The sequence below is a fragment of the Actinopolyspora mortivallis genome (assembly GCF_003001495.1).
GTDB classification, from domain to species: Bacteria; Actinomycetota; Actinomycetes; order Mycobacteriales; family Pseudonocardiaceae; genus Actinopolyspora; species Actinopolyspora mortivallis_A.
This window is the reverse complement of sequence record NZ_PVSR01000020.1, coordinates 40996-66657: the sequence shown is the minus strand read 5'-3', so window position 1 is coordinate 66657 and position 25662 is coordinate 40996. Positions and strand designations below refer to the sequence as shown.

The 25662-nt window shown below is 67.8% G+C and carries 20 protein-coding genes; 6 read left to right on the top strand and 14 right to left on the bottom strand.

All coding sequences use genetic code 11. From position 1 onward, the window contains the following. Positions 1–462: 462 nt before the first annotated feature. Both CEP50_RS12385 and CEP50_RS12380 read right to left on the bottom strand, forming a co-directional pair. Positions 463–1464 carry an Acg family FMN-binding oxidoreductase gene (locus tag CEP50_RS12385; protein WP_106114101.1) on the bottom strand — a complete coding sequence of 334 codons (1002 nt, stop codon included), beginning with the start codon at positions 1462–1464 and terminating at the stop codon, positions 463–465. Positions 1465–1551: 87 nt separating this feature from the next. Further along, positions 1552–2259, bottom strand: a complete 708-nt coding sequence (locus CEP50_RS12380; protein WP_106114100.1) for a 3-keto-5-aminohexanoate cleavage protein — start codon at positions 2257–2259, stop codon at positions 1552–1554. A gap of 188 nt (positions 2260–2447) precedes the next feature. Between CEP50_RS12380 and CEP50_RS12375 the strand changes: the two genes are divergently transcribed. Together CEP50_RS12375 and CEP50_RS12370 are read left to right on the top strand one after the other, a co-directional pair. After that, on the top strand, positions 2448–3434 hold the full coding sequence (locus CEP50_RS12375) for a malate dehydrogenase (protein WP_106114099.1): 987 nt from the start codon (positions 2448–2450) through the stop codon (positions 3432–3434). A 122-nt stretch (positions 3435–3556) separates the two neighbouring features. Next, the gene (locus tag CEP50_RS12370) at positions 3557–6706 is read left to right on the top strand and encodes a UvrD-helicase domain-containing protein (protein WP_106114098.1); all 3150 of its coding nucleotides are present in this window, start codon (positions 3557–3559) and stop codon (positions 6704–6706) included. A gap of 67 nt (positions 6707–6773) precedes the next feature. Here CEP50_RS12370 and CEP50_RS12365 read toward each other — a convergent pair whose 3' ends face one another. The 5 genes from CEP50_RS12365 to CEP50_RS20585 form a co-directional block, all read right to left on the bottom strand. Then, a complete protein-coding gene (locus tag CEP50_RS12365) occupies positions 6774–7880 on the bottom strand; it encodes a tyrosine-type recombinase/integrase (protein ID WP_106114097.1) in 1107 nt (368 codons plus the stop codon). 222 nt (positions 7881–8102) lie between these two features. Continuing rightward, a complete protein-coding gene (locus CEP50_RS12360) occupies positions 8103–9293 on the bottom strand; it encodes an IS701 family transposase (protein WP_106114096.1) in 1191 nt (396 codons plus the stop codon). Between the two features lie 551 nt (positions 9294–9844). Then, positions 9845–11236 (bottom strand): FAD-binding oxidoreductase, encoded by a 1392-nt coding sequence (locus tag CEP50_RS12355; protein WP_106114095.1) that lies wholly within the window; start codon positions 11234–11236, stop codon positions 9845–9847. 79 nt (positions 11237–11315) lie between these two features. Continuing rightward, positions 11316–12542 carry an MFS transporter gene (locus tag CEP50_RS12350; protein WP_106114094.1) on the bottom strand — a complete coding sequence of 409 codons (1227 nt, stop codon included), beginning with the start codon at positions 12540–12542 and terminating at the stop codon, positions 11316–11318. A gap of 475 nt (positions 12543–13017) precedes the next feature. Next, a complete protein-coding gene (locus CEP50_RS20585) occupies positions 13018–13146 on the bottom strand; it encodes a hypothetical protein (protein ID WP_258175184.1) in 129 nt (42 codons plus the stop codon). A gap of 258 nt (positions 13147–13404) precedes the next feature. Between CEP50_RS20585 and CEP50_RS12345 the strand changes: the two genes are divergently transcribed. After that, the gene (locus CEP50_RS12345; protein ID WP_106114093.1) at positions 13405–14064 is read left to right on the top strand and encodes a ScbR family autoregulator-binding transcription factor; all 660 of its coding nucleotides are present in this window, start codon (positions 13405–13407) and stop codon (positions 14062–14064) included. A 181-nt stretch (positions 14065–14245) separates the two neighbouring features. Here the strand turns inward: CEP50_RS12345 and hrpB are convergent, their stop codons facing one another. The 5 genes from hrpB to CEP50_RS12320 all read right to left on the bottom strand — a co-directional run bounded on the left by hrpB (position 14246) and on the right by CEP50_RS12320 (position 20121). Then, positions 14246–16747, bottom strand: a complete 2502-nt coding sequence (gene hrpB, locus CEP50_RS12340) for an ATP-dependent helicase HrpB (RefSeq protein WP_181188355.1) — start codon at positions 16745–16747, stop codon at positions 14246–14248. 85 nt (positions 16748–16832) lie between these two features. Continuing rightward, positions 16833–17906, bottom strand: a complete 1074-nt coding sequence (locus CEP50_RS12335; RefSeq protein ID WP_106114092.1) for an ArsO family NAD(P)H-dependent flavin-containing monooxygenase — start codon at positions 17904–17906, stop codon at positions 16833–16835. A 95-nt stretch (positions 17907–18001) separates the two neighbouring features. After that, a complete protein-coding gene (locus CEP50_RS12330) occupies positions 18002–18418 on the bottom strand; it encodes an arsenate reductase ArsC (protein WP_106114091.1) in 417 nt (138 codons plus the stop codon). Between the two features lie 33 nt (positions 18419–18451). Then, positions 18452–19516 (bottom strand): ACR3 family arsenite efflux transporter, encoded by a 1065-nt coding sequence (gene arsB / locus CEP50_RS12325; RefSeq protein WP_106114110.1) that lies wholly within the window; start codon positions 19514–19516, stop codon positions 18452–18454. Positions 19517–19755: 239 nt separating this feature from the next. Further along, positions 19756–20121 (bottom strand): ArsR/SmtB family transcription factor, encoded by a 366-nt coding sequence (locus CEP50_RS12320; protein WP_106114090.1) that lies wholly within the window; start codon positions 20119–20121, stop codon positions 19756–19758. 310 nt (positions 20122–20431) lie between these two features. Between CEP50_RS12320 and CEP50_RS12315 the strand changes: the two genes are divergently transcribed. After that, positions 20432–21727, top strand: a complete 1296-nt coding sequence (locus tag CEP50_RS12315; RefSeq protein WP_106114089.1) for a hypothetical protein — start codon at positions 20432–20434, stop codon at positions 21725–21727. A gap of 100 nt (positions 21728–21827) precedes the next feature. On the opposite strand, the gene CEP50_RS12310 is transcribed toward CEP50_RS12315, so the two are convergent. Together CEP50_RS12310 and CEP50_RS12305 are read right to left on the bottom strand one after the other, a co-directional pair. After that, the gene (locus tag CEP50_RS12310; protein WP_258175182.1) at positions 21828–23117 is read right to left on the bottom strand and encodes an erythromycin esterase family protein; all 1290 of its coding nucleotides are present in this window, start codon (positions 23115–23117) and stop codon (positions 21828–21830) included. Between the two features lie 359 nt (positions 23118–23476). Further along, entirely contained in the window at positions 23477–24172 is a 696-nt protein-coding gene (locus CEP50_RS12305; protein WP_106114087.1) for a TetR/AcrR family transcriptional regulator, read from the bottom strand. Positions 24173–24391: 219 nt separating this feature from the next. On the opposite strand from CEP50_RS12305, the gene CEP50_RS12300 reads away from it, so the two are divergent. Further along, complete coding sequence (locus CEP50_RS12300; protein WP_219905450.1) at positions 24392–24757, top strand: peptidase inhibitor family I36 protein; 366 nt, start codon at positions 24392–24394, stop codon at positions 24755–24757. Continuing rightward, positions 24750–25655: a hypothetical protein gene (locus CEP50_RS12295; RefSeq protein WP_181188354.1), complete on the top strand. Its 906-nt coding sequence runs from the start codon at positions 24750–24752 to the stop codon at positions 25653–25655. Before CEP50_RS12300 ends, CEP50_RS12295 begins: the two co-directional genes overlap by 8 nt. Positions 25656–25662: the final 7 nt, after the last annotated feature.

Here is a 25662-nt window from a genome sequence, read left to right as displayed (position 1 = left end):
AGTGTGCGCACACCCGCCGTGAAGCGGGCCTCGGGCGCGGAAGGCGGACCTCCCGAGGTGCCCCACGCGCCCGTGACACACCGGACCGACGGGAGATCCCCATTTTCATGGATAATATTAGTTATCCATGTTTTTGGTCGGGTCGACACCCGTGCGGATCCGCACGGCCGCCGAGGTCCGCCTCGGAGATCACCCGCCGCCGGACATCCCGCTGCGACGGTGCCGCAGCCGTCGGCACACGGGTGGAACCACCCGGACGAGCCACGCGAGACGTGCCGCTCGGGACTCCCGACAGCCGTGGCACGAACCCGCGCGGTCTCGTCGGCGGTGACACGGCTGGGACACGACGGAGTTCGTCGTCCGCAAGTCCGTCCACCACCATTCACGACCATCGGCGGATTGAGCCGATAATGCACATTATGTTAAGTAAAGGGTTTCCCGGGATGCCGAAGCCGCCTCGGCTCACTCCCCGTCCGGCTCGGGAGGCATCAGCAACCGACGTGGTTCGAGACGCGGCGTGGCCGGAGTGAACCCACCTCTGCCCAGGCGCACCACCAACTGGGGCCAGAGACTCTCGCCGAGCAGTTCCCTCAGCCCTTCGCGGGTTTCCCGCACCTCCACCACCTGCGAGATCATCGAGGCACTCAGTCCGTGTACGGTGGCCGTCAGCAGCATCCGTTGCAACGCCTGTCCGGCCCGCAACGCGTCGAGCGTGCTGTTGGTGTAGGAACACACCACGACCAGCAGCGGTTCCTCCTCGAAGTCCTTGCCGGTGACCCGGCTCGGCGCCTGGTTACCGGAGAAGTCCCGCACCACCCAGCGGTCCTGTGGTTCCGGTGCGGGTCCCGCGGCCGAGGCGGGTACTCCTTCGTCGACGTCCTCGGCGAGTCCCGTCCAGCGGCGCATCTCCTCCATGAACTCCGGATCTGCGGTCTGTTTCCGGTGGGCGCGGTGTATCAGTTCCTCCAGGGAGGCGTGTTCGGAGCGCCCCACCACGTGCAACCAGCAGTTCTCGGTGCGTACGGCGCGGATCAGTTGCTGGCGGTGTTTCTCGGGGACCGACGGGTCCAGGAAGGGACGTCTGTTGGTCCGCCGTGTTTCGATGGCTCTGTGGAGTTCGGACTCGGTCGGATCCGGAGGTTTCCGTTCCTCGGCGCGGATCTCGGCGAGTGCCGTGGCCTCACTCAGTCGCGGCAGCAGCGTCACCACTGGTCTGGTTCCGGTGTGGGCCAGGGCGAGTCGCAGGTTCAGCAACGCCGCTCCGCAGTCCAACAGCATGTCGCGGTCGGTCGGGTCGGTGGCGGGAAGTCTGCGCTGGGGACGACTGTGCAGTTCGATCACGTGGGGCAGCAACCGGAATCGCCACGGTTGTCGGTTGTGCAGCGACGGAGCCGCGGCCGCCTTCCGCAGTACCTGCTCGCACTGCTGGGGGGACAGACCCAGTGCGGAGGGAAACGTGGTCATCTCCCCTCCCCTTCCGACGGGCTGGGCCGAGTCTGGCAGAACAGCGGGGAAATCGCCCGTTGGCGTGGTGGTCGTGCCGGTGCGGTTTCAGGTGATGGTGCGCGCGGCGGTGACCAGGGTCGCGTTGTCGGCGGCGATGTCCCCGTCGGGCAGGGTGAGGGTGTCCTCCAGACCGATGCGGGTGTGCAGGCCTTGTCGGGTGGCGATGTCGAGTACCACCCAGGCGCCCGCTCCCCTGCCGTGCAGTAGGACCGGCGTGTTGCCCGTTTCGAGGCGGGCGAGCAGGGTTTCGGCCGTGGCGGAGGCTCCGTTCGCCGTGGGATCGGTGACCCTGGCCAGCACGCGCAGTATCCGGTTGCGGTGTGGCCAGCGGGCGAGGTTCCTCTCGGCGTCGGTGCCCGAGAGGATTCCCGCTTCGACGCCGATGCCGCGTTGCAGCAGTGCGTGGGCGATGTCGGCGGCCCCCTGTTCGTGCCAGTTCACCGAGGCGTGGTCGGGAAGGACGGTCCAGTTGTGGATGGCGGCGAGGCGGGACCGGGTGTCGGGGGTGGTCCAGCTTCCGGTGGTGATGCCCACCGGGATGCCCGGTGCGGCCGCGCGGACGGCGTGGACGGCGGCGGCCACCGTCGCCGGATCCAGGCTGTCGGTGCCGTCGGGGGTCTTGGGGTGCAGGTGGATGTCCGTGGCCCCGGCGGCGACGCTGTCCGCGGCTGCTCTGGCCAGTTCGGGAGGTCGCACGGGTAGGTGATGGTGTTCGCGGGGGCCTCGGGCGCCGTTGAGGCAGACCTGCAACATGTGTTCATTCTGCGTGATCGGTGTGCGAGGCGAAACACGATCGGGTGGGTGGGTTCGTCGGGGGCTGAATCGGTTCCACCGGCTGTGGTGGGCGCGGCGGGTGTGATCCGTGGCCGGGGGCACTGGCGGTCGGCTGTTCGGTGGATAGCATCACCGTTGGTAATACCCGGCGACCAGGAGAGAACTCGATGACTCGTTCCCCCGTTACTGTCACTGTTACCGGCGCTGCCGGTCAGATCGGTTATGCGCTGCTGTTCCGTTTGGCCTCCGGTCAGCTTGTCGGCCCCGACACTCCGATCCGGTTGAAGTTGTTGGAGATCCCTCAGGCGGTCAAGGCCGCCGAGGGCACGGCCATGGAGTTGACCGACTGCGCGTTTCCGCTGTTGCACAGCGTCGACGTCACCGATGACACGCGGCAGGCCTTCGACGGCACCAACATCGGTTTGCTCGTCGGCGCGCGTCCCCGCACGAAGGGGATGGAGCGCGGTGACCTGTTGGAGGCCAACGGTGGCATTTTCAAGCCTCAGGGTGAGGCGATCAACGCTCATGCCGCCGAGGACGTGCGTGTCCTGGTCGTGGGGAATCCGGCGAACACGAACGCGTTGATCGCCCAGGCGCACGCCCCGGATGTTCCCGCGGAGCGTTTCACGGCCATGACGAGGTTGGATCACAACCGTGCGTTGGCCCAGCTCGCCGCGAAGCTGGGGGTCGGGGTCGACGAGATCCGCCGGTTGGCGATCTGGGGCAACCACTCCGCCACGCAGTATCCGAACCTTTTCCACGCCGAGGTCGGTGGCAAGACCGCTGCCGATCTGGTCGAGCGGGAGTGGATGCGGGATGAGTTCATCCCGACCGTGGCCCAGCGCGGGGCGGCCATCATCGAGGCCCGAGGGGCTTCTTCGGCGGCGTCGGCGGCGAACGCGGCCATCGATCACGTCCACACCTGGGTCAACGGTACGGCCGAGGACGACTGGACCTCGGCCGGTGTGGTCTCGGACGGTTCCTACGGGGTGCCCGAGGGGTTGATCTCGTCGTTCCCCGTGCGGGCGCGCGACGGGCGTTACGAGATCGTGCAGGGCCTGGAGATCGACGAGTTCTCGCGGGAGCGGATCGACGCTTCGGTGCAGGAGCTGGTCGACGAGCGTGAGACCGTGCGTTCTCTGGGGCTGGTCTGAGCCGGTGATCCGGTCGTGCGGGGTGGGGCCGTCTGGTGCGGCCCCACCCCGTTGTCGTGTGGGGGCGGCTTCGACTGCGGGTGGTTGTTCGTGGGGGGTGTGGGGTTTGGCAGGATCGACGGGTGCGCTTCTACGCCGATCTGCACATTCACTCCAAGTACTCCCGTGCGTGCAGCAAGGACTGTGACATCGAGCATCTCGCCTGGTGGGCCCGGCGTAAGGGGGTCACCGTGGTGGGCACGGGGGATTTCACGCATCCGGCCTGGCGTGCGCATCTGCGTGAGGTTCTCGAGCCGGCCGAGCCGGGGTTGTTGCGGTTGCGTCCGGAGTACGAACGGGCGTTGGAGCGTACGTTGCCGGCGAGTTGTCGTGCTCCGGTGCGGTTCATGTTGTCGGTGGAGATCGCCACCATCTACAAGTACGGTGACTACACCCGCAAGGTGCACCATCTGTGCTACGTGCCGGATTTCGAGGCCGCCGAGGAGTTCAGTCGCAGGCTCGGTGCCATCGGCAATCTCGGTTCCGACGGGCGTCCGATCCTGGGGTTGGATTCGCGTGACCTGTTGGAGATCACGTTGGAGTCCGGTGAGGGTTCCTACCTCGTTCCGGCTCACATCTGGACGCCCTGGTTCGCGGTGTTGGGGTCCAAGGCCGGTTTCGACTCCGTGCAGGAGTGCTACCGGGATCTGGCCGGGCACGTGTTCGCGTTGGAGACGGGGTTGTCCAGTGACCCCGAGATGAACTGGCGTTTGTCCGGCTTGGATAGTTATACGCTGGTGAGTCATTCCGACGCGCATTCGCCTCCGATGCTGGCGCGGGAGGCGACGGTGTTCGACACCGAGTTGGACTACTTCGCCATGCGGCGCGCGTTGGAGACCGGCGAGGGCGTCGAGGGCACTGTGGAGTTCTTCCCCGAGGAGGGGAAGTATCACCTGGACGGCCATCGCAAGTGCGGGGTGCGGTTCGATCCGCGGGACACGCGTGCGCACGGCAAGCGTTGCCCCGAGTGCGGGAAGCCGTTGACGGTGGGGGTGCTCAACCGGGTGGACGCGTTGGCCGACCGGCAGGTGGGGGTGCGTCCCGCCGGCGCGGCCGGTTTTCGGAATCTGATTCCGCTTCCGGAGATCGTGGGTGAGCTCCGTGGGGTGGGTCCGAAGAGCAAGAAGGTGTTCGGCGAGATCAGTGAGCTGACCGCCAGGCACGGCCCCGAGCTGTCGATCCTGGAAGACGTGCCGGTGGAGTCGTTGCGGGGCGAGGATCCGTTGTTGGCCGAGGCGGTGCAGCGGCTGCGTAGCGGCGCGGTGCACCGGCAGGCCGGTTTCGACGGTGAGTACGGCACGATCCGCGTTTTCGACCCCGAGGAGTTGTCGCGGATGCGTTCCGGTGGTGCGGTGTCGTTATTCGACGACGCGGTGCTGTCGGCGATGTCGGCGCAGGCTCGACAGCGGGGTGCGGTCCCGGAACGTGCGGAGCCACGGCCGGGGTGGAGTGAGGATTCCGGGAGCTCCTGTCGGGAGGAGGTTTCCGCGGCCGAGTCGTGGGAGGAGCCCGTCGAGGCCGGTGTGGAGGGGGTGCTTGCCGGGCTCGACCCCGAGCAGCGTGCCGCGGCCGGGGCGGGACCGGGGCCGTTGATGATCGTTGCCGGTCCGGGGACGGGTAAGACGCGGACGGTCACACACCGCATCGCGCATCTGGTTCGGGAGCGGGGGGTGCCGGCGCGGGAGTGCCTGGCGATCACGTTCACGCGGCGTGCCGCGGTGGAGATGGGTCAACGGATCGAGGCGCTGGTCGGCGCTGACGGACACGGGGTGACCGTGGCCACGTTCCATTCGCTGGGGATGGAGCTGGTGCGGGACAATCACGAGGCGTTGGGGCTGCCTGCCGATTTCGGTGTGGCCGATGTCGCCCGCAGGAACGGGATGCTGGCTCGGTTGACCGGTGACGAGCGCAGCGCCCCTCGGACGGCCTCCGAGATCTCCCGCGCTCGTCGTGGTGGTGAGGTCTCCGAGGAGACGCGGCGGCTGGTGCCGCGTTACCTGGAGGCGTTGCGGGCCGAGGGGTTGGTCGACTTCGACGACCTGCTGGTGCTGCCGGTGGAGCTGTTGGAGGGCGACGCCGAGCTGACCTCGTGGTATCGGCAGCGGTACCGGTGGGTCACCGTGGACGAGTACCAGGACGTCGACGAGGTGCAGTACCGGTTGCTGCGGCTGTTGGCTCCGGAGGGGGCGAACCTGACCGTGATCGGTGACCCCGATCAGGCCATCTACGGGTTCCGTGGGGCTGACGTGGGGTTCTTCCTGCGGTTCGAGCGGGACTATCCGCACGCTCCCGTGGTGGAGTTGACGCGGAACTACCGCAGTGGGCGCCACATCGTGGAGGGGGCGGTGCGGGCCGTGCGGCCGGGCAGTCTGGTGGCCGACCGGACGTTGCGTCCGGTGGCGGACGTGCGGGCGCATCCGATCGTGGTGCACCAGGCCTCGGACGAGCACGCCGAGGCCGGTTTCGTGGCTCGTACCATCGACGAGCTTCTGGGTGGTTCGTCCTTCCACTCGTTGGACAGCGGGCGTACCGAGGGGTACGAGACGGGCTCGGTGGGTTTCGGGGACATCGCCGTGGTCTACCGCACCGACGCGCAGTCGCACGTGCTGCGTGAGGAGTTGGTTCGGCAGGGGTTTCCGGTGCAGAAACGCAGTCACGACCCGCTGTCGGCGCGAGCCGGGGTGGAGTCGCTGGTGGCCGAGCTGGGGCGTGTCTCGGAGGACGAGGGCCCGGTGGTGCAACGGCTGCGTGGGGCGGCCGAGCGGTTGGCCGCGCGTGTTCCCGACGAGGCGGAGACCGTGCATGCCGCCGTGGAGTTGTTGCGTCCGTTGGCGAGCGGCTTCGGTGCGGACGTCGAGGGGTTCCGGCGGGAGGTGTTGCTGGGGGCCGAGGTGGACACCCTGGATCCCCGTGCCGACGCGGTCTCGTTGCTCACGCTGCACGCGGCCAAGGGGCTGGAGTATCCGGTGGTGTTTCTGGTGGGCTGCGAGGACGGTCTGCTGCCGTTGCGGTGGCCGGGCCAGTGGGAGGACGACGACACCGAGGAGCGGAGGTTGTTCTTCGTGGGGATGACGCGGGCGCGGCAGCGGCTGTACGTGACCGGGGCTGCGCGGCGTGGTTCCTCCGAGCGGCGTGCGTTGTCGCCGTTTCTGTCCGAGTTGGGGGACGCGGCGGTGCGCAGCAGTGAGCGGCGGGATCGGCGCAGGCGGCAGCGACAGTTGACGCTGTTGTGAGTTCGGGGGGTGCGCGTGTGGACCGCCGCTCCCCTGCCCTGTGCTGGTTCTGCCCGGTGTCGTGGGCTCATTCCCGGGGGTCGTGGATGATTCCGGCCATGGTGTAGGCGGGGCTGTTGTTGAGGTTGTCGTCCACCCGTAGGTACAGGCGGGTGGTGCGGGGGTCGGCGTGGTCGAGGTAGGTCTGCACTTCGGCCAGGGAGCGGCGTTTGCCGAGTGAGGTGGCCACGCTGTGGCGGGTGGAGTGGGGAACGAGCCGTTCCGGGTTGGTGATGCCGGCGGCTTCGGCGGTGCGGCGCAGCATGGTGGCGAGGTAGCTGTGGGACAGGGGGCGTCCTCCCGGTTTGCCGCGGTAGGGGGTTCCGGCGAACAGGGGCCCGGTCAGTTGGGTGGGGTCGAGTCCCTGGCGTTGGGCGCGGAGTCGTAGGTAGTTGTCCAGCATGACCGCTGCGTAGGGGACGAGGGGTTTGGCCGAGTGTCCGCCGCCTTTGGTGCGGTAGTGCAGGAGACGGTGTCCGCCGCGGGTGCCGAGGTCGTCGGGCAGGCGCGCGTGGCGGACCGCGCCGGAGCGCACGCCGGTGGTGACCAGCACGCGCAGGATGGCGGCGTCGCGGACGGCGGTTTCCAGGTTCGCTGTGGGGGCGTTCTCGGCGCGGCGGGTGGCTTCGGCCAGCAGCGCGTTGAGTTCCTCGTCGGAGAGCCAGGCGGTGTCCGATCCGTTGGTGCGGTGGCCGTGTCGGGGGCGTTTGACGCGGGCGGCGGGGTCGTGGTCGGTGGCCTGGTTGTCGATGAGGTAGCCGTACCAGCTGCTGAGTCCGGCCAGGCGGCTGCGGACGGTTGAGGGGCCGACGTCCAGCCCGGATATCCAGTGGTCCACATCGGCGCGGCGTGCCTGGAGGGGGTCGATGTTCTCGCGGAGGCAGAAGTGCAGCCAGCGGGCGACGGCGTGGGTGTAGGAGCGGGCGGTGTGGGGGTGGCGTCCGTCCCGTTCGGCGTGTTCGACCAGTTCGCGTGCCCACATCTCGGTGAGGGCGCGGAGGTTGTAGCGCTGTCCGGTGGGTGGCAGGGTTTCGTGGACGGCGGTGGGCAGTTCGGCGGAGATGACCCCCTCGGTGGGGTGTGCGGGTGCGGCGGTGGGCCGGCCGGGTGTCTGGGGGGTGAGGTGACAATCCATGGTTTCTCCGATGGTTGCGGGCGTGGGTGGCTGACTAGGTTCCTCGGTGAGGATCGCACCGGTGCGGTGCCGTTCGGCGGTGGCCGCCGGGTGCGTCGATTCACGGGAGCCGACACGGTCACCGCTCGAACTCATCGGACGGCGGGGCGGCTGCGCGAGTGTCTGCGGCAGGCGACATGGTGTTCAGCGTTCCCGCTGTGCTGTTTTGTTCTTCCGTGGTTGTCAGTGGTGTGCGGTATCGCGTTCGGCCAGCTCCACAGCAGTATGGGCCGCGGAGACCAGGGCGGCGTGTCGATGCCATCCCGCGAACGAACGACCGACGAAGTCCCGGATGCCCCTGTGCTCGACCCGGCGTACGCCGTGACGGGCCACCCTCTGGTTGAGATGGGACAGCTGCAGCAGCGCCGTCGGAGAGGCGGTGGTCATGTCGGTCAGCCACAGTTGTTCGGGCCAGTGCGCCCTGGTGCGGCCGAGTCCGAACAGCACGAACTCTCGACTCGTTCGGCCGCGCCGTGCGGAACCGGCCGGGTTCGGCAGTCGGACCCGCACCGTCGTGGCGAGTTCGGCGGTCTCCGATGTGTGCGGGAAGATGGGGGTGACCCGACTGCGCTGGTTGCGTACCGCCCGCAGAATCCGTTCCGCCTGAACCGGTTCCTCGCTCCAGCCGGACATGGCTGGGTCAGTGGGGACGAGTCGGGTGTCCTCGTTGATGCGGGACATGTGGGGAACCCTGTCGCGGCACAGCTTGCCAATCAGCTCGCTCGTGTCCATCTGGCGGGCGTCGACCACGAGAGGGCGTTCGGGCACGTGGTGGCGGGCCGGGGCGTCACGGTAGGCGCGGACCACGGAGTCGGCCAGGGAGCCGGTGACCGCGTCCGGGGGGATTGAAGCGCGGTTTCTCTTCGTGCTGTTCCTGATCCAGGATCCCGGCAGATGCAGTCGCCAGTTCACCGGTGTGGCCGTGTCGGTGGTGACTCCCCAGATGCCGACTGCTTGCTGCGCGCTGAGTGCCTGACCGCGTTCGGAGCAGAACAACCTGGTGACTCCGACGGAGTGTTCTCCGGACTTGGGGATGATCATGGTGTGGGCCACCCATGCCCTGGGGGGTGAGTGGCTGGCGAGATAACGCCCGAGTGCGTCCCACATGGGGGTCCAGTCCCAGGTGGAGTCGTTGACGAAGTGGTGCAGGCTCTGTTCGTTGACCTTCTCCTCCAGGAAGGCCGAAATATTGCGGATCGACTTCTTGCCGGGAGTCCGCAGCAGTCCTGTCAGGTACTGTTCGCCCTTGTGTCGTTGATCCGCTCTGGGCAGGAACGCGAACAGTGTCGTGCACAGCTCCGCGAGTGTTCTGCGTACGCATAACCTGTCGGTTACGGCGTACTCGGTCGTTCTTGCCTGATCCAGTTGAGGCATCGGTGTTTCCGTCCTTCGTGAGAGGTCCGGGCCGGGCCCCGTCCGTCTCCGGCGCAGGTTTGCCGTCCCGGAACTGATCTCCCCAAGTGCTCGCCCTCGGCGTGCGCATCCCCTTCGATGGCGGAACTGAGGTTCCACGCAAAATAATAAAACCAACTGGGCGGTTTTTCAATCCCCGAGTGACGGGAGAAGCCTTCCGGGAGAGGAGGCTCCGCGTTCACTGTGAACTACCTGATGAAAGGCACTCTCGTGCGCGGCGGAAACGCTCGCTCTGGCATGGGCGGAGGAAAGGGAGTACCTGACGAGACGAGCTCGCGTGCGTAAAAAGACCTTACGGTCTTAAATAGGGAGCTCAGGAGACACGAAAAGAGCCGGAGAAGGACAGCGGCTGTCACGGACTCCCCGAGATGGTTTCAGCGCGCGGCACCTCGCCCCCGGCACTGGCAGACACCCGGGGGCGATCATTGTCTTCGCGGAGGCGGGAGGGAGGGTGTGCGGCGAACCTCAGCGCCCCGGAGAGGATCGCGTGGGGCACTCCCCGGAAGACCGATTCACACCGTCCGCTCGGCGGATGGGGGGATGTTGTGGTTAAAACGGAACAGGTTGTCCGGGTCGTAAGCGTGTTTCAACGCGGTCAGACGCTCGTGGGTGTCCGGCTCGTAGGCGGAGCGGACGTGGTCGGGATCGTTCTCCCTGGCACTGATGAAGCTGAGAAACGGCCCGCCGATCCGCCAGGGCTCCACCGCCTCGATCAGACGCTGTTGGTGCCGGGCGACCTCGGCCCGCTGGTGCGGTGCCACCGGCACACCGGAGAACACCGTGTAGGCGGCCTCCCGGTAGGGCACCGCGTTGGGATGGGCGGGCGGACGCCGCAGGGCGCCCCCGAGGTGACGCAGTTCCACCGCCGGAAGAGGACAGTCCCCGTCCGGTCCCACCAGGTCGAGCACGGCCGACAGGGCGGCGTCGTCGAGTTCGGCCAGTCGCGCCGAACGTTCGTAGTACACCCCGGGTTCGGTGGGGTCCATGTGGATTTCGCCCACCCGGCTGTAGGGCATCTCGGTGACCGTGTCCAGCAGGGCGGGCGCGATCCCCCGCAGCGGCCGCACCAGTCGTTCGCCCTCTACGGCAGGCCCGTTGTAGGCGATGCGCAGGTGCACCGCGAACCGGCCGCGCACCGGTTCCGGGACGGTGGTCCGTCGGGGGAAACGCACCAGGGCGATGCCGGAATACATCTCGTCCGGGACCGTGCGGGTCCAGTCGCGCCACGTCCGCAACGCCGCCTCCGCCGACTCTCCGGGAAGGAACAGGCCGCCCCCGTACACACGGGAGACCTCGAACAGTTCCAACTCCATCGAGGTGACCACACCGAAGTTGCCCTTTCCGCCGCGCATCCCCCAGAACAGCTCCGGGTTCCGTTGCGGGTCGGCGCGACGCCACGTGCCGTCGGCGGTGACCAGTTCGATACCGCGTACTCGGTCAGCGGCGTAACCGTAGGAACGGCCGAGCGGGCCGTGACCGCCTCCGAGGACATAGCCGACCGTTCCCACCGAGGGCGAGGCCCCGTTGAGTCCGGTGAGCCCGAACGGGGCTGTCCGTCGGAGCAGCTCTCCCCAGCGAACTCCGGCTTCGACCCGGGCGGTACGGCCGGTGGGGTCGATGTGGACGCCTTTCATCGCCGCGGTGCTGATCAGCACTCCCCCGTCGTTGGGAACGGCGACGCCGTGGCCGGTGGACTGTACCGCGACCGGCAGATTCCGTTCGGCGGCGTGACGCACCGCGGTGAGCACGTCGGCGGAGTTCGCCGCCGCCACCACGACCGAGGGACGTTGCTCGAAGATCCTGTTGAAGCCGGCCAGCTCGTGCTCGTATTCCGCCTCCCCCGGCAGCAGTACCGTGCCGGACAGCTCCGGTTGCAGATCACGTCGTAGCGGTGGGGCGCTCACGGTCTCCCTCCTCGTGTTTCGGCGTTCGTTCCATGACCCCCGCTGCTCCACTGCCCCTCACCTCGCGCTTCGGTCGGGATCAGCGTGCCTGCGCCGGCCGGTCCATCCCCGAGTTACGGGTGCTCCACACGGTCAGCGTGGTGAGCACCACGAGGACGGCGCCGAGCCAGAGCACGTTGGACAGCGAGGTGGTGTCGACCACCACGCCGCCGAACAGGGCGCCCAGCGAAATGGACAGGTTGAACATGGCCACCCACAGCGCCGAGGCGGCCTCGGTCTCGTGCGGTGCCGCCTTGATCATCCAGGTCTGGAGGCTGACCGAGACGCCGCCGAAGGCCAGTCCCCACATGATCAGCAGTACGATCCCACTGGCGACGGTGCCGCCGAGCAGGGGGAACAACGCCAGTACCGTGGCCAGCGCGAGGCTGATGGTCAACACGGTGCCGCGCACGTTGCGGCCCGAGCTGGAGCCGGCCACGAAGTTGGTGACGATGCCCGCCAGGCCGTATCCCAGCAGCAGGGAGCTGATCAGTCCCACGCTGACCCCGGAGATGGACTGCAGCACGGGGCTGACGAAGGTGTAGGCGGCGAAGTGGCCGGTCACCAGCAGGAAGGTGGCGATCACTCCGGCTGTGACCGCGTGGTTGCGGAACTGTTCGGCCAGCTTGCTCAGCCGTACCGGTTCGCTGGCGGGCAGTTTCGGCAGCAGTGAGACCAGCCCGACCAACACAATCAGGGCCAGCGTTCCCAGGGCCGCGAACGCCGTGCGCCAGCCGGCGAGTTCGCCGATGAGCGTGCCCAGCGGTACGCCGAAGACGTTAGCCGCGGCCACGCCCCCGAAGATCAGCGCGGTGGCCCGGGGAACGTACTGCTCCGGGACCAGGCGCACCGCGAGACTGCCCGCCACGGCCCAGAAGCCGCCGATGGTGATGCCGACCAGCACCCGACCCAGCAGCATGACGGCGAAGTTGGGGGCCAAGGTGGACAGCAGGCTGGAGCCGCCCATGATGATCATCAGCGCGATCAGCAGGATCCGTCGGTCCAATCTGCCGACCGCCACGGGGATGACCGGGGCGGATATCGCGGCCACCAGACCGGGCAGGGTCACCATCAGTCCGGCGGTGCCCTCGGTGACGTGCAGGGAACCGCTCACCGCGGTGAGCAGTCCGACCGGCAGTTGTTCGGCCGTGACCATCGAGAAGATTCCCACGGTCACCGACAACACAGTGAGCCAGCCTTTCAGCCCCACGTGCTGTTGCGTTTCCACCGCCGTGTCCGGGGTGGCAGAGGTTCCTTCAGCGGTCATGAGAATGCACCTGACACTCTGGTGAAGAACCAGTGTGGATGGGTGACGATGAAGTGGTTAGTCGCCATGCGCTCCCCGTCCGTCCTGCCCGGTCCGCGGGTAGACGGTCGGGAATACTCCGCTGACCTGGTGCGGAGTGTGGGTGTTGACCTCGGACAAGCTGCTATGGCACTGAGAGGTCCGTGGATCCGGTCGAGCGAACCGACCACCTCGATGCGGTCGGTGTCGAGCCTGCGCTGCGACTGGAGCGGAGAGTTATTCACCCGGTGTCCAGCGGGCCGTTCCCACGTCGAGCCGTGTATACCGTACGAGGCCCTTGTTCGGGATTCCCCGAAGGCCGTAGAAACCTGACATTGTCATGAGGTTGAGTCCGAGCGTCAACATGCTCAGGGCGGTGGGACCGACTAAGCGTTGCGACATGAACAAAATATCGCAGTGTCACAACAACGAGGTCAAAAAGAGTCGATGCAGTCTGTCAGATCTCGCTGTCCTCGTTTCGGGGAAGTGTGTTTTCCGGGTGACAGATCACTCCGCGCAGTTCGGATGGCGTCTGCCGCGTGACCGGTTCCCGGGCGACGGCGTTGGTGATGGCGAGACCGAACACCGAGCAGTTCCTTCACAGGCAAGCGGACCGGTCGGCGACATGGGAGGAGGTTCAGTCCCAGTCCGCAAGACGTCCCCCCCGGAGGGGACAGTTTCACGTTCAGCGTTCCTCCGAGCGTGGTAGTTGTCTGGACGCGGATTTATAAAACCGCGCAGTTGGTTTATTATAGGTGCCCTGTCGGCACCGTCGCGGCGCGGCGGGAACGAGCGCTCGTCGAGCAGTTGTTCCTCGACGACCGAGAGGGAACGGAGCCATGACATGGTCAGACAGAAACGCGCGGAACGCACTCGGCGCTCCCTCCTCCGAGCCGGAGCCGAAGTCATCGCCGCACGCGGATGCGAGAAGGCCAGCCTCTCCGAGATCCTGCAGCGTGCCGGTGTCACCAAGGGCGCCCTGTACTTTCACTTCCCCTCCAAAGACGCGTTGGTGCGGGCGGTGCTGGAGGAACGCGCCGCAGTGGTGCCTCCGGACAGCGGGCAACCGTACGCACAGGACTCCATCGACTTCACCCACCGGGCCGCTCACGCCGGGGAACGTGATCCCCTGCTGCGGGCGGAGACCCGCATGGCAGCCGAGTCCCTGTCCGGGAAGGACTGCCCTGCAGCCTACCGGGAGTGGAGCGCGACCTTCCAGGGCATGCTCCGCCGGTCCGCAAAGGCCGGGGAGACACTGCCCGGCACTGATCCCGCCGAGTCGGCGGACACCCTCGCCGCCGCGTACCTGGGTACGCGACTGTTCTGGCATGCCACGGGGCAACGCCCCGAGCTGACGGAGATGCTCGCGAGGCTGTGGCGTCACCTGCTTCCCGGTCTCGTCCTCCCGGCGACGTTACACCGACTCGACCCCCACGGTGGCGACGTCTCGGTGGAGGCGGGCTCGACGGACGAGTCCTCTCGTGAGCCCTCCGAGACGAGATGATCACGAGAAAACGATTTCTCCGTCGCTCCTTCCGAGGAGGGCGTCCTCGTCCATGTGCTTCCGCTCGAGAGCGACGGGCAACCGCGGGCGGATTCACAGAGCCCCCTCACCATCCGGACGACCACGCCGTGCCTCTGTCAGGGAGAGGGGTTTCCTCGTGCTCATTCCGTCACGGTGACGATCATGAACCGGAGGCTCCTCGCCCCTTGCCGGGAGGACTCGGAACGGCCTTCCACGGATCCTGAGGCCAGTCGTGCTTGAGGTACTGACCCCGGAGTTCGGCCCGGACCTGATGGTAGCCGTTGTTCCAGAACGAGGTCAGGTCACCGGTCACCGCGGCCGGACGCCCCGCCGGGTCGAGCAGACGCATCAACACCGACACCCTTCCCTCAGCGACGGTGGGCACACTGCTCCACCCGAAGACCTCCTGCAACCGCACCGGCAGGGCGGGTTGCTGTTCACTGTAGTCGACCGGCACCCACCTGCCGGAGGGAACAGCGATACGCGGCGGAGCCAGCTCGTCCAGTCTTCCGGCCTCGGGCCACGGCAGAAGTCGGTGCAGCGCCTGCCCCGCGTCGATCGTGTTCAGATCGGTCCGGCAGGAAGCCGTGGACAACTCGGGCTCCAGCCAGGTGTCCATCGTCTCGAGCAGAGCGGCTTCGGAAGTGTCCGGCCAGGGGGCTCCGAACAACCGACGCAGGAAGGCCACCCGGTCCCTGAGCTGACGGGCGTGTTCGTCCCAGTGCAACAACCGTTCGAGCCCCTCGGTGTGCAGCCCCTGCACCAGCGCCGCGCGCGTCGCGGCAGCCGGCGGGGTGCGGAGGGGCTTGTCGGACAGCACGATCGCCCCCAGCGCTCGGACGGTGCGTGCGCGGACATCGCCGTCGTCCCAGGTGATCTCGTCGGTCTCCGTGATCAGTTCCGGGGCGGCCTGTTCGGCGAGCCGCTGGTCCGCCCGGGCTGCCAGCCGCACGAACCCGTGCGTACGGTGGGGCTCGCGTTCGGCGATCGCCACGGCCAGCCACTCGGAGCCGGCCAGCCCCTCGGAGGTGGGCATCCCCGAGGGGTCCTCGCGCACCTCGGAACGAGGCAGCTCCACGGCCGTTCCCCCGGCCAGGAGATACACCCGGGAACGGGGCGCGCGACGCCGGGCCAGCCGCTCGGGATGGGCCAGCGCCACCACCAGGGCTTCGTCCCCGGGGTCGGGCGGGTTCTGCGGGGTGGGAACCAGTTTTTCCAGACGGCGCACCTCGCGGCGCCAGCGCCGGGCCCCTTCCCCGGTTGCGCGGAGTGTCCGCAGCGCGGCGGCGAGGTCGGTCTCGCGGGTGAGGGTGTCGTCGTCGAGCAGCGCGACGACTTCGGCCGCGCTACGACGTCCGACCCGGGCGCTTCCGTCCAGCAGCGCCCGGGCCAGCCGTGGGTGCAGCCCCAACTCGGCCATGCGCCGTCCCCGTTCGGTCACCTCGCCCGTGGCGTCCAGCGCGCCCAGGGCGGCGAGCACCTCGCGTCCGGCCGTCAACGGTCCCTGAGGCGGGCTGTCCCACCAGCGCAGGGCACCTCCGTCCGGGGTTCCCCAGCAGGCCAGCTCCAGGGCGAGCCGGGTGAGGTCCGTCGTACGGATCTCGGGCTCGGGGTAGCGCACCAGGTTGTTGTGTTCGTGTTCGGGCCAGCAGCGGTAGGCGACACCGGGGGCTTCCCGACCGGCGCGTCCGGCACGTTGTTCCGCGACCGCCAGGGGAACCCGGACCGTGACCAGCCCGGACAGACCCCTGCGGTGGTCCACGCGCGAAACGCGGGACAGCCCCGAGTCCACCACCGCCCGCACGCCGGGAACGGTGAGGCTGGATTCGGCCACCGCCGTGGCCAGCACCACCCGTCGGCGCTTTCGGGGGCGCAACGCGGCATCCTGCTCGGAGGTCGACAGCCGCCCGTGCAGTGGTAACACGTCCACGTCGGACTCGGCCGAGAGCAGTTCCCGGGTACGGGCGATCTCGCCGGCCCCGGGCAGGAAGGCGAGCACGTCACCGGGCTGCTCGTCCAGGGCGGTGCGCACGGCCCGGGCCACGGTGGCCTCGACGCGTTCCTTGCGCAGCGCAGCGACGTGACGTGTTTCGACCGGGTGGGAACGGCCGTGAACGTTCAGCACCGGTGCCGGCTGTCGCTCCCCCAGCATGTTCGCCAGGCGGTCGCTGTCCACCGTGGCCGAGGTGGCCAGGACCCGCAGATCCGGCCGCAACCCGTCCCGGGCGTCCATCAGCAGCGCCAACAGCAGGTCGGCGTCCAGGTGCCGTTCGTGACACTCGTCGAGCACGACCGCGTCGACCCCGGCGAGCTCGGGATCGGACTGCAGACGTCGCACCAGCAACCCCGAGGTGACCACCTCGATCCGGGTCTCGGGCGAGGACCTGCGTTGCCCCCGCACGGCGTAGCCCACCCGCGCGCCAACCGGTTCGTCGAGCAGCTCGGCCATGCGGGTGGCGGCCGCCCTGGTGGCGAGTCTGCGTGGTTCGGCCACGACCACGCGGAGTCCCCGAGCGGCCAGCTCCAGAGGAACGAGGGTGGTTTTGCCTGTTCCGGGAGGGGCCACCAGCACGGTGGAACCGTGCTGTTCCAGGGTCGTGCCGATCTCGTCGAGCATCGGCCGCACCGGCAGGTCGGGCAACTCGGGCAGCGTCAGCGTCATCGACCGAAACCGTATCTCCGGTGCCGAATCCGTTCCCGACTTCCCCGGACCGCGGCGGCGGACAACGGGCGTCCGGATGCGGTGTTCAGATTCCGGCGGTGTGTTGGGCGGACAGCTGTCGAGTGATGGCGGCGACGGTGCTCTTGGCGGTGCGGCCGGCGCCGATGAGGGTGGCCGAGGCATGTCCGGTCCAGTCACCGTAGCCGAGCAGGTACAGGCGTGGTTCCTGCACCGAACGGGTGCCCTCGGTGGGGATGATCCCGTGGTGACGACGCAGTCCCAGCGGCCGCAGATGGCGAAGGGCGGGGCGGAAGCCGGTGCACCAGAGGACGGCGTCCGCGGGGTGTTCGGAGCCGTCGGACCAGGCCACGGTGTCCCGGGTGAGGTGGGTGAACATCGGGTGGGCGTGCAGCACGCCGCGCTGGCGGGCTTCGAGCACGCTGGGGGTCATGACGATGTCACCGAGCGCGGCCACACCGCCGGTGTCCTCGGATCCGGACCGGCGGGACGCCTCGCGGCGGGTGGCCACGTCGAACAGCACACGCCCGTCGACCTCGTCGGGCATGAACCGGGGCGGGCGCCGGGTGACCCACAGTGTCTCGGCCACGTTCGAGACCTCGGCGAGGATCTGCGCCGCGGAGTTACCACCACCGACGACGACAACGCGGTGTCCGCGGAACTGCTCGGGACCACGGTAGGAGACCGTGTGCGGCTGGCGGCCGGTGAAGATGTCCCGGCCGGGATAGGACGGGACGTAGGGGGCTCGCCAGGTGCCGGTGGCGCTGATGACCACCCGGGCCCGCCACGTCCCCCGGTCGGTGGACACGGCCAGGGCTCGCGCACCGTCCCGGTGCACACCGTCGACATGCACCGGTCGGTGCACCGGCAGTGCGTAGCGCCGTTCGTAGCGGGTGAGGTAGTCCACGACGTGGGCACGTGTCGGATAGTCGAGGCCGGGTTGACGGGGCATCGGCCATCCGGGCAGCGGGCTGTGCTCGGCCGGGGAGAACAGCCGCAGTGACGGCCACGTGTGCCGCCACGCCCCGCCCGGTTCGGACTGCGCGTCGAGGATGACGAAGTCCCACCCGGCTCGGCGCAGGAAGTAGCCGGCGGCCAGCCCGGCCTGGCCACCTCCGATCACCACGACGTCGCAGTCCACGATGACAGCACTCCTTTCCACGCCGTGACGGACTCACCCGGTTGTGAGGGCCTCGGTGGCGGGGCCGCCTGCTGTCCGGTGATGAAGGCCCGGGGTCATCGGTTCTCCTCGTCGTCGAGAAGGTCCCGCAGCAGTTGTCGTACTCGGGTGTCGATGTCCTCGCGGAGGGGGCGGATCTGTTCGGCGGTTTTGCCGGCGGGGTCCTCCAGGTCCCAGTCGAGGTAGCGTTTGCCCGGGAAGACGGGGCAGGCATCCCCGCAGCCCATGGTGACGACCACGTCGGAGGCCTCCACGTCCTCGGTGGCCAGTTTCGTCGGGAACTGCTGGGAGACGTCGATGCCGAGCTCGCCCATGACCTCGACCACGGCCGGGTTGATCTCCTCGGCAGGGGCGGAGCCGGCCGAACGCACGACCACTCGCCCCCGCGCGTGGTGGGCCAGCAGGGCGGCGGCCATCTGGGACCGGCCCGCGTTGTGCACGCAGACGAACAGTACTTCGGGTGTGGTGGACACGGATCGCTCCTCGGGGCCCGTTCGAGGGGGGTGTTACCGCTGGGAGTGCTCGACGGCGGCCGGCGCGGTGGTCGGCTCGGGGTGGAACCGGCGACGCGCGGCCAGGCTGAGGTAGACCAGCGCGACCAGCACCGGTACCTCGATGAGCGGACCGACGACGCCGGCCAGGGCCTGTCCGCTGGTGACGCCGAAGGTGGCGATGGCCACGGCGATGGCCAGTTCGAAGTTGTTGCCCGCGGCGGTGAAGGCCAGGGTGGTCGAGCGTTCGTAGGACAGGCGCAGCCCTCGACCGAGCGCGAAGGTGCCCGCCCACATGATCACGAAGTAGGTCAGCAGCGGCAGCGCGATGCGGGCCACGTCGAGCGGCCGGCTGGTGATCGCCTCGCCCTGCAGGGCGAACAGCACCACGATGGTGAACAACAGCCCGTACGGGGCAAGTGGTCCGACCCGGTCCAGGAAGGTGGACTCGTACCAGGCGCGGCCCTTGGCGCGCTCGCCGAACCGGCGGGACAGGTACCCGGCCACCAGCGGGATGCCGAGGAAGATCAGCACGTTCTTGGCGATGGACCACGCCGAGACCTCCAACGCGGTCGTGGGCAGGCCGAGCCAGCCGGGCAGCACGGTCAGGTAGAACCACCCCAGCCCGGCGAAGGCGATCACCTGGAACACCGAGTTCAACGCCACGAGCACGGCGGCGGCCTCGCGGTCACCGCGGGCCAGGTCGTTCCAGATGACGACCATGGCGATGCAGCGTGCCAGCCCGACGATGATCAACCCGGTGCGGTACTCGGGCAGATCCGGCAGGAAGAGCCAGGCCAGCGCGAACATCACTGCCGGCCCCACCAGCCAGTTGACCACCAGCGAGCTGACCAGCAGCCGCCGGTCGCCGGTGACGGTGCCCAGCCGGTCGTAGCGCACCTTGGCCAGCACCGGATACATCATCACCAGCAGGCCGACGAAGATCGGCAGCGACACTCCGGAGATCACGTGCAGTGCGTCCAGCGCCGTGTCCAACCCGGGCACGAGCCGGCCGGCCAGCAACCCCAGCACCATGGCCACACCGATCCACACCGGCAGGAACCGATCCATCGCCGACATACGCCGGGCCACCGCTGTGGTCGGTGTCTTCTCCTTCGTGTTGGTCACCCCGTTACCTTTCCTTCGTGTTCGTCGCCCGGTCTCGCCGCGAGTGGGCATCCGGATCCGTCTGCCGTGTTCGTGCGGAACCAGGGGGACATGTTCCCCCGTGGCGGGGGACTGCCGATCCGCGCCGAGGCGCCTCATTCCGTGAGAAGCGCGGCGACCCCGACTACGGGCCTCCGCCGGCTCTGGGGTGATCAGGGTGTCCCGTGTGCGGCCGGAGCCGGTCCCAGCACCGCCGACAGTTGTCGTAGCACCTGAGGTCGCACCGAGTAGAAAATCCAGGTGCCCCGGCGTTCGCTGTCGATCAGCCCGGCCTGGCGCAGCACCCTGAGATGGTGCGAGATCGTCGGTCCCGACAACTCGAACGCGCCGGCGAGGTCACACACGCACGCCTCCCCACCGGCGTGGGCGGCGACCAGGCTCAGCAGACGCAGGCGCACCGGGTCTCCGAGTGCCTTGAACATCGCCGACAGCTCTCCGGCCTGTTCGGCCGACAACGGCTCCCCCGTCACCGGGGAACAGCACCAGCGCTCGCTCCCCGGATCCAGATGGTTCGACATGCTTCTAATTTGACACCTATCAAAATAGAAGGCAACCCCCTCCCCCTCCGAGGGCGCTCCAGCACCTGCCGTGTGGTCGGGGCTCCGCCAGCGACGACCGGTCAACGCGTGAAACCCCGGAGGTGTCCCGTTCCTCCGCCGACCCCCGACGCCGAGGTGGCCACATCCCCCTGGCGGCTGCTCGTCCCTTCGATCCTCTGAGTAGTCGATAACCGTCCTTATCGACTACTCAGGAGAAGGTTGTATATATACTTTACTAAACAAAACAAGGCTTATTTTTTTCAGTGAACTGAAGTGCTAGTCTTCGAGTGTGTCTGTTGAGGAGGGACGGTTCACAGAAGAGCGGGCGGAGGGCGTCGAGCAGGGTGGCCAACAGCGCCACCGCTCCCCTGGTTCCACGGGGGAGCACGGCGCGCCGACTGAGCGTCATGACGGAATCCGTGACGAAAATAGTTCCCGGTCACCGGCTGAGGAGCGTCGTTGCGCCTACAGCCGGTGTCGAGCGGTACTTCCCGAAGCAAGGACCGGGCGCAAACGGGAGTTCTGCCACGAACGCGACCGCACCTGGAATGTGGACGGCAGGACGGTGACCTGCGCCGAACTGGGCAGGGCGGAACGGCTGCTGGCGGCGGCCCACGGTGACCAGCGCTCTCCCGCCGCCATGGTGGACACCACCGTGCTCGGGGAACTGGTCACCACCACCCTGGAGGGAGTGCACCGGTTGCGGTCCCCGTTGGCCGAGTTGACCCACTCCCTGGAGAACGTGGCGGGCAAACTCGACGAGGACGTCGCCGCGGCCCGTGCGGCGCAGGCCGCGGCGGAGTCCGAGGCGGCCGAAGCGCGGGGACAGAGCGAAGCCGCCGAGCGGGCCCGCGGCGAAGCCGAGTCCGAGCGGGACGCGGCCGAACAGGCCAGAAAGGAAGCAGAACAGGCCCGCGAGCGGGCTGAACAGGCCAAACACGCCGCCGAACACGCCCAGTCCCGTGCCGAGGGCCAACGTGACCGCTACGCCGCCCACGCCCAGGATCTCGAACAGCGTTTGGCCGCTGTCACCCAACTCCGCGATGAGGCGGAACAGAACCTGGCCGAGACGCGGGCGGAACTACGCAGCACCCAGCAGACGCTGGCCGACACGCGGGAGCAACTCGACACGGCCACCGCTCGCGTGCACCAACTCGTCGGCGAACACACCGCCGCCCTGGAGCAGGCCCGTCGCGAGCACTCCGAGGAGCTCGAACGGCTGCGCACCGAACACGCCGATCAAACCCGTCAGCTCGAACAGCGACACCAGGGGGAACTCGACGAGCTCCGGCGCAGTCACGCTGAGGAGCAGCGACGAACGCGGGAGGAACTCCAGCACCACCACGCCACCCAGGTGGCCGACCTGCACGAAACGATCGGGGGGTTGCGTCATCAGCTGTCCGTCGCCGAGCAGCACCGGGACGACCACGCTCGACTGCTCACCCATTGGACGAGCACGTTGAGCCGGGCTCTGCACGAGGACACCGACGAACAGGCGCTCACCGAGGTGATCCGTCGTCTGCTGCACGAGCGGGAAGGAGGAACATCCGTCGAACCGCCAGCGGACACGGATGCTCCGGAGTGATCGTGTTCCCTCCTGAAGCACGCACGCAGACGGTGACGTCGGTGGAGAACCGGTTCGGGTCCGAGCGGTGTGCCCTCGCTCGGACCCGAACCGATCGCTCTTAACGCTCGTCGTGCAGGCTGGCCGTGTGGTAGGTGGTCGTTGTGGGGCTGGTCAGGACCGCGTCGAAGGCCCGCGGTACGGGAGTGGACAGGCTGGAGCTCTGGGTGCGGATGCTGTCCAGTCCTTCCGAGGGTGCGTTGCGGAGGCTGGTGAGGCTGATCTCGGCGCCGTGTCCGGCGTCGATGACGGCGGCCTCGACACTGCCGGGCTCGGGAGTGTCGAGGCGTTCCTCGGTGACGGTGAAGCCGGTCTCGGTGTCCTCGCTCGGATGCATTTCGGCGACGTGCTCGGCCGTGTGGGTCTGGGCCAGCGCCCGATAGTCGTCGCCGAGCAGGAGGTGGAGATAGTAGCCCATGGGCAGGGCTGCGAGCTCTCCGTCGAAGTACACCGGGGTTTTCTGGATGTGGTTGTTGTGGGCGGCCAGCACGATGCGTGTGCCGGACTCGGCGCGGTCGAGGTGCCAACGCAACGATTCGGCCATGTAGTGGTCCCGGACCGAGGTGTCCCCTTCCAGCCCCCGGCCGGCGAAGAGCTCGCGCATGGCGGTGAACATGTAGTCGGCGTGCAGGGCCGCCTCGAGGTGACGCAACGCGCGGTCGTAGCCAGCCTGGTCACTGCGTGAAACGTACAGGGGTTCCAGCGAACGGAACCGTAGCAGCAGCCGTGTCAACGAGGCGGTCAGTGCGTCCTGCTCGGCGTTGTCCAGCTGTGCCCATTTCGGGGCGGCCACAGCCACCGAGGTTCCGGTGAATCGGTCGGCGATGGCCAGCGCCCGCTCGACCAGGATGACGACCTCGGGATCCACCTCGCGCAGGTAGTCGGCCAACGGTTCCAACGCCGGGCGCAGCTGACCGCCGGCCGTGGGTGTGTCCACACCGACGAAACGCAGCGGGTGCGCGCTGGTGCGGTTGTGTCGGCGCAGCCAGTGCACCAGTTCCGGGTTCACCCCGGCGTTCGTGGTTCCACCCACCGTGGCCAGGTCGGCATCATCACCGTGGCCCCGCAGCCAGTGGTCCAGGGCTGCGGCTTCGCTGAAGCCGAACTCGAAGGCCACGACAGTGAATCCACAGCGTTCGGCCAGGAAGCGCAGCATCCGCTGTCGAGCGTGGGTGAACTCACGGACGAAGTGGGCCCCTTCGCCCAGAGCCACCACCCGCGCGTCGCCGACGATGTCGCGCAACGGTTCGAGGTCGTCCAGCGGCGCGTCCACATCGAAACCACGCAGAGTGCTGGTGTGCTCGCAGAACCAGTCGGACAGTGGGGCGGAACGAGACATACGGTCAGTCATCAGTCGCTCAACTCTCGGTGTGGGAACGAAACGCAGTCACCGAATGGGGAGACGGACCCAAGCCGACTTGGCCATGCACAACCAGTGGCGGGGCCGCAGCCCGGCGCCACCGAACCAGAGGAGACAGCACTCCGGTCGTCCGCGCTCCCCGGGAGGAGCGCGTCAGAGGAAAAGACTTCCCGTAGGCATGATGGTCACTCTAACAGCCGTTGACCCTCCCGCGCCGGCCACCCGCCAGTGCTCGTGGTGGCCCCGCAAGTGCACCGACAGTACGTCCGCAGGGCGATCCCCAACAGGACACCACGCGCCGCAAGCGCGAACAGGTCAGGACCCGAAGCTGTGGCATCTCACGGAGACCGTCACGCCTCAGCGGTATGTCCGTTCTCCCCCGACCACACGTTCGAGGACGAGTCGGACAGTCGTGTTCCCGTGATCCTGCTGACCATCCCGAACAGAACCTCGAAGAGATGCCTCTCCTCCTCGAGGTCGTGGTCACGGCTGAACAGCATGTAGCAGCACCGCTCGGCCATCCAGCAGAAAGCCAGCAGCTCCGCTTCCAGGTCGCCACTGCCCACCGGCAGTCCTCGCTGTCGGTCCCGTTCCAGGGCAGCGACCTGGAGGGCGACACTGCGTTCCATGTATCCCCTCCACACGCGTCGGTAGTCCGGATGGGAGGCCACGAACTCCATGACGCCGGACAGTATCCCGCTGTGGGTTTTCCACGTCGCGAAGAGCAGACGCAGTATGGCGGGGAAGGCTGCCGTGAAACCGTTGTCGGTCAGCAACTGTTCGTGCTCGTCCATCATGGGACCCACCACGCTCTCGATGGTGGCCGACAGGATCGACTCCTTGCTGTCGAAATAGAAGTACACGGTGGACCGGGCCAACCCCGCCTCGCTCGCTATGCTCCCCACCGTCAACTGTGACGGCAGCTTCTGCTGGAGCAAACGCCGTGTCGCCTCCAGCAGGGCGCGTTCCTGGATGTCGCCCTGGCTGATCGCCGTGCGATTCCGATATCTCGGTGACTGCCACCCGGAGTATTGCATGCCGCTCATCGTATGAGATTGCCCCGTTTTGTTCTATACCCTCTTGTCGTCGACACCGTGTTTAGTAGAATCAACACAGTGTTCAGTAATCGTCGGAAATATAGTCGACCGAAAAGTACTTCTCGTTGGTGGGAGTCGTGGCGCTTCTTTTGTTCCGGCGACTTTTCCCGACGGTTCCGCGAACACGGAATGATCGGACGATCGTGTTCCGAACAAGGAGGTCATACATTGTCTTTGCGCCAGAAGTCCGTCGCCGTGGTCAGTGCTTTCGCCATGGCGGGAATCGGGTTGGTCGGGTTCGCGGCCCCCGCCACGGCCGACTCGTGCCCCTCCGGCGCTCTCTGTGCCTGGTACAACAAGAACTTCGACGGGGACCCGGGAACCGTCTACGGGGACAACAACAACCTGCTGCAGTACTCCAAGTTCGCCAACGTCGGATCCACCTACAACAACGGCACGAGGTGCAACGTCGCACTCTACAGCGGCAGGAACATGACCGGCAGTAAGTTCACTCTCGCCCGGGGAGACGGGATCAACATCAATCCTCGCGGGGCCTACGCCGACGGCATCGCCTCCAACGACTGGTGTGTCTGACTCGATGCGTCTTCGCGACCCGGCCGGTCTCGTGGCCGTCCTGGTGGTAGCGCTGTCGGTGGCCGGGTGTGCCTCCACCCCCGGCCACCGACCTCCGGACGAGGTGGGCTATCCCTTCGGAGGCGTCACGCACTTCTCGGAGCGGCGTGCCGCGTTGCTGCACGAGGCGAAGGAACGACTCGTCGCCGAATGCATGGCGGACAGAGGATTCACCTACGAAGTCTCCCCCGCCGTCACCGACGGCGAAGGTCCGGACAACCCGTACGGTCTGCTGTCTCCACGAGAGGCACGGAAGAACGGGTACGGCATGACGATGCGCCACGTCGAAAGGGCAGAACGGGAGGAGAAGAGGGACGAACGAGCGAACTCCCGTGGAGAGCGTTGGAAGGAGGCACTGACCGGAACCGAGGAGCACAGGGTCTCTTTCACCACTCCGACCGGCCGGACGTTCACGTATTCCAGTGACGGGTGTGTCCATCGCGCCCGTACGAGACTGTACGGAAAATCCTGGTACCGCGACTTCCACACGGTGCAGTCCCTGTCGAACAGGGTGATACGGGCGGTGACGGACTCCGAGGAGTTCGAGGCGGCCCAACAACGCTGGGCGGACTGCATGTCCTCCGCCGGGCACGACTTCGACACGATGCAGGGTCCGTTACGTGCCGTGCGGCAGGCACTCTCCGAGCAGGGGGCGAGCAGGGAAGTGGCCGACCTGGAACTGTCCTTGTCCCGTCAGGACGCCCGGTGCCAACGGCGTGCCGAACTGCCGGCCACGGTGGGAGCGGTGCAACGACGGGTGGAATCCGAGGCCCTGCCCGAACATCGCGACACCCTGGACAGGCTGCGTGTCTCGCGCACCGAGGCCGTGGCCCGAGCGCGTGACATCGTGGATGACTAGCCTCTGT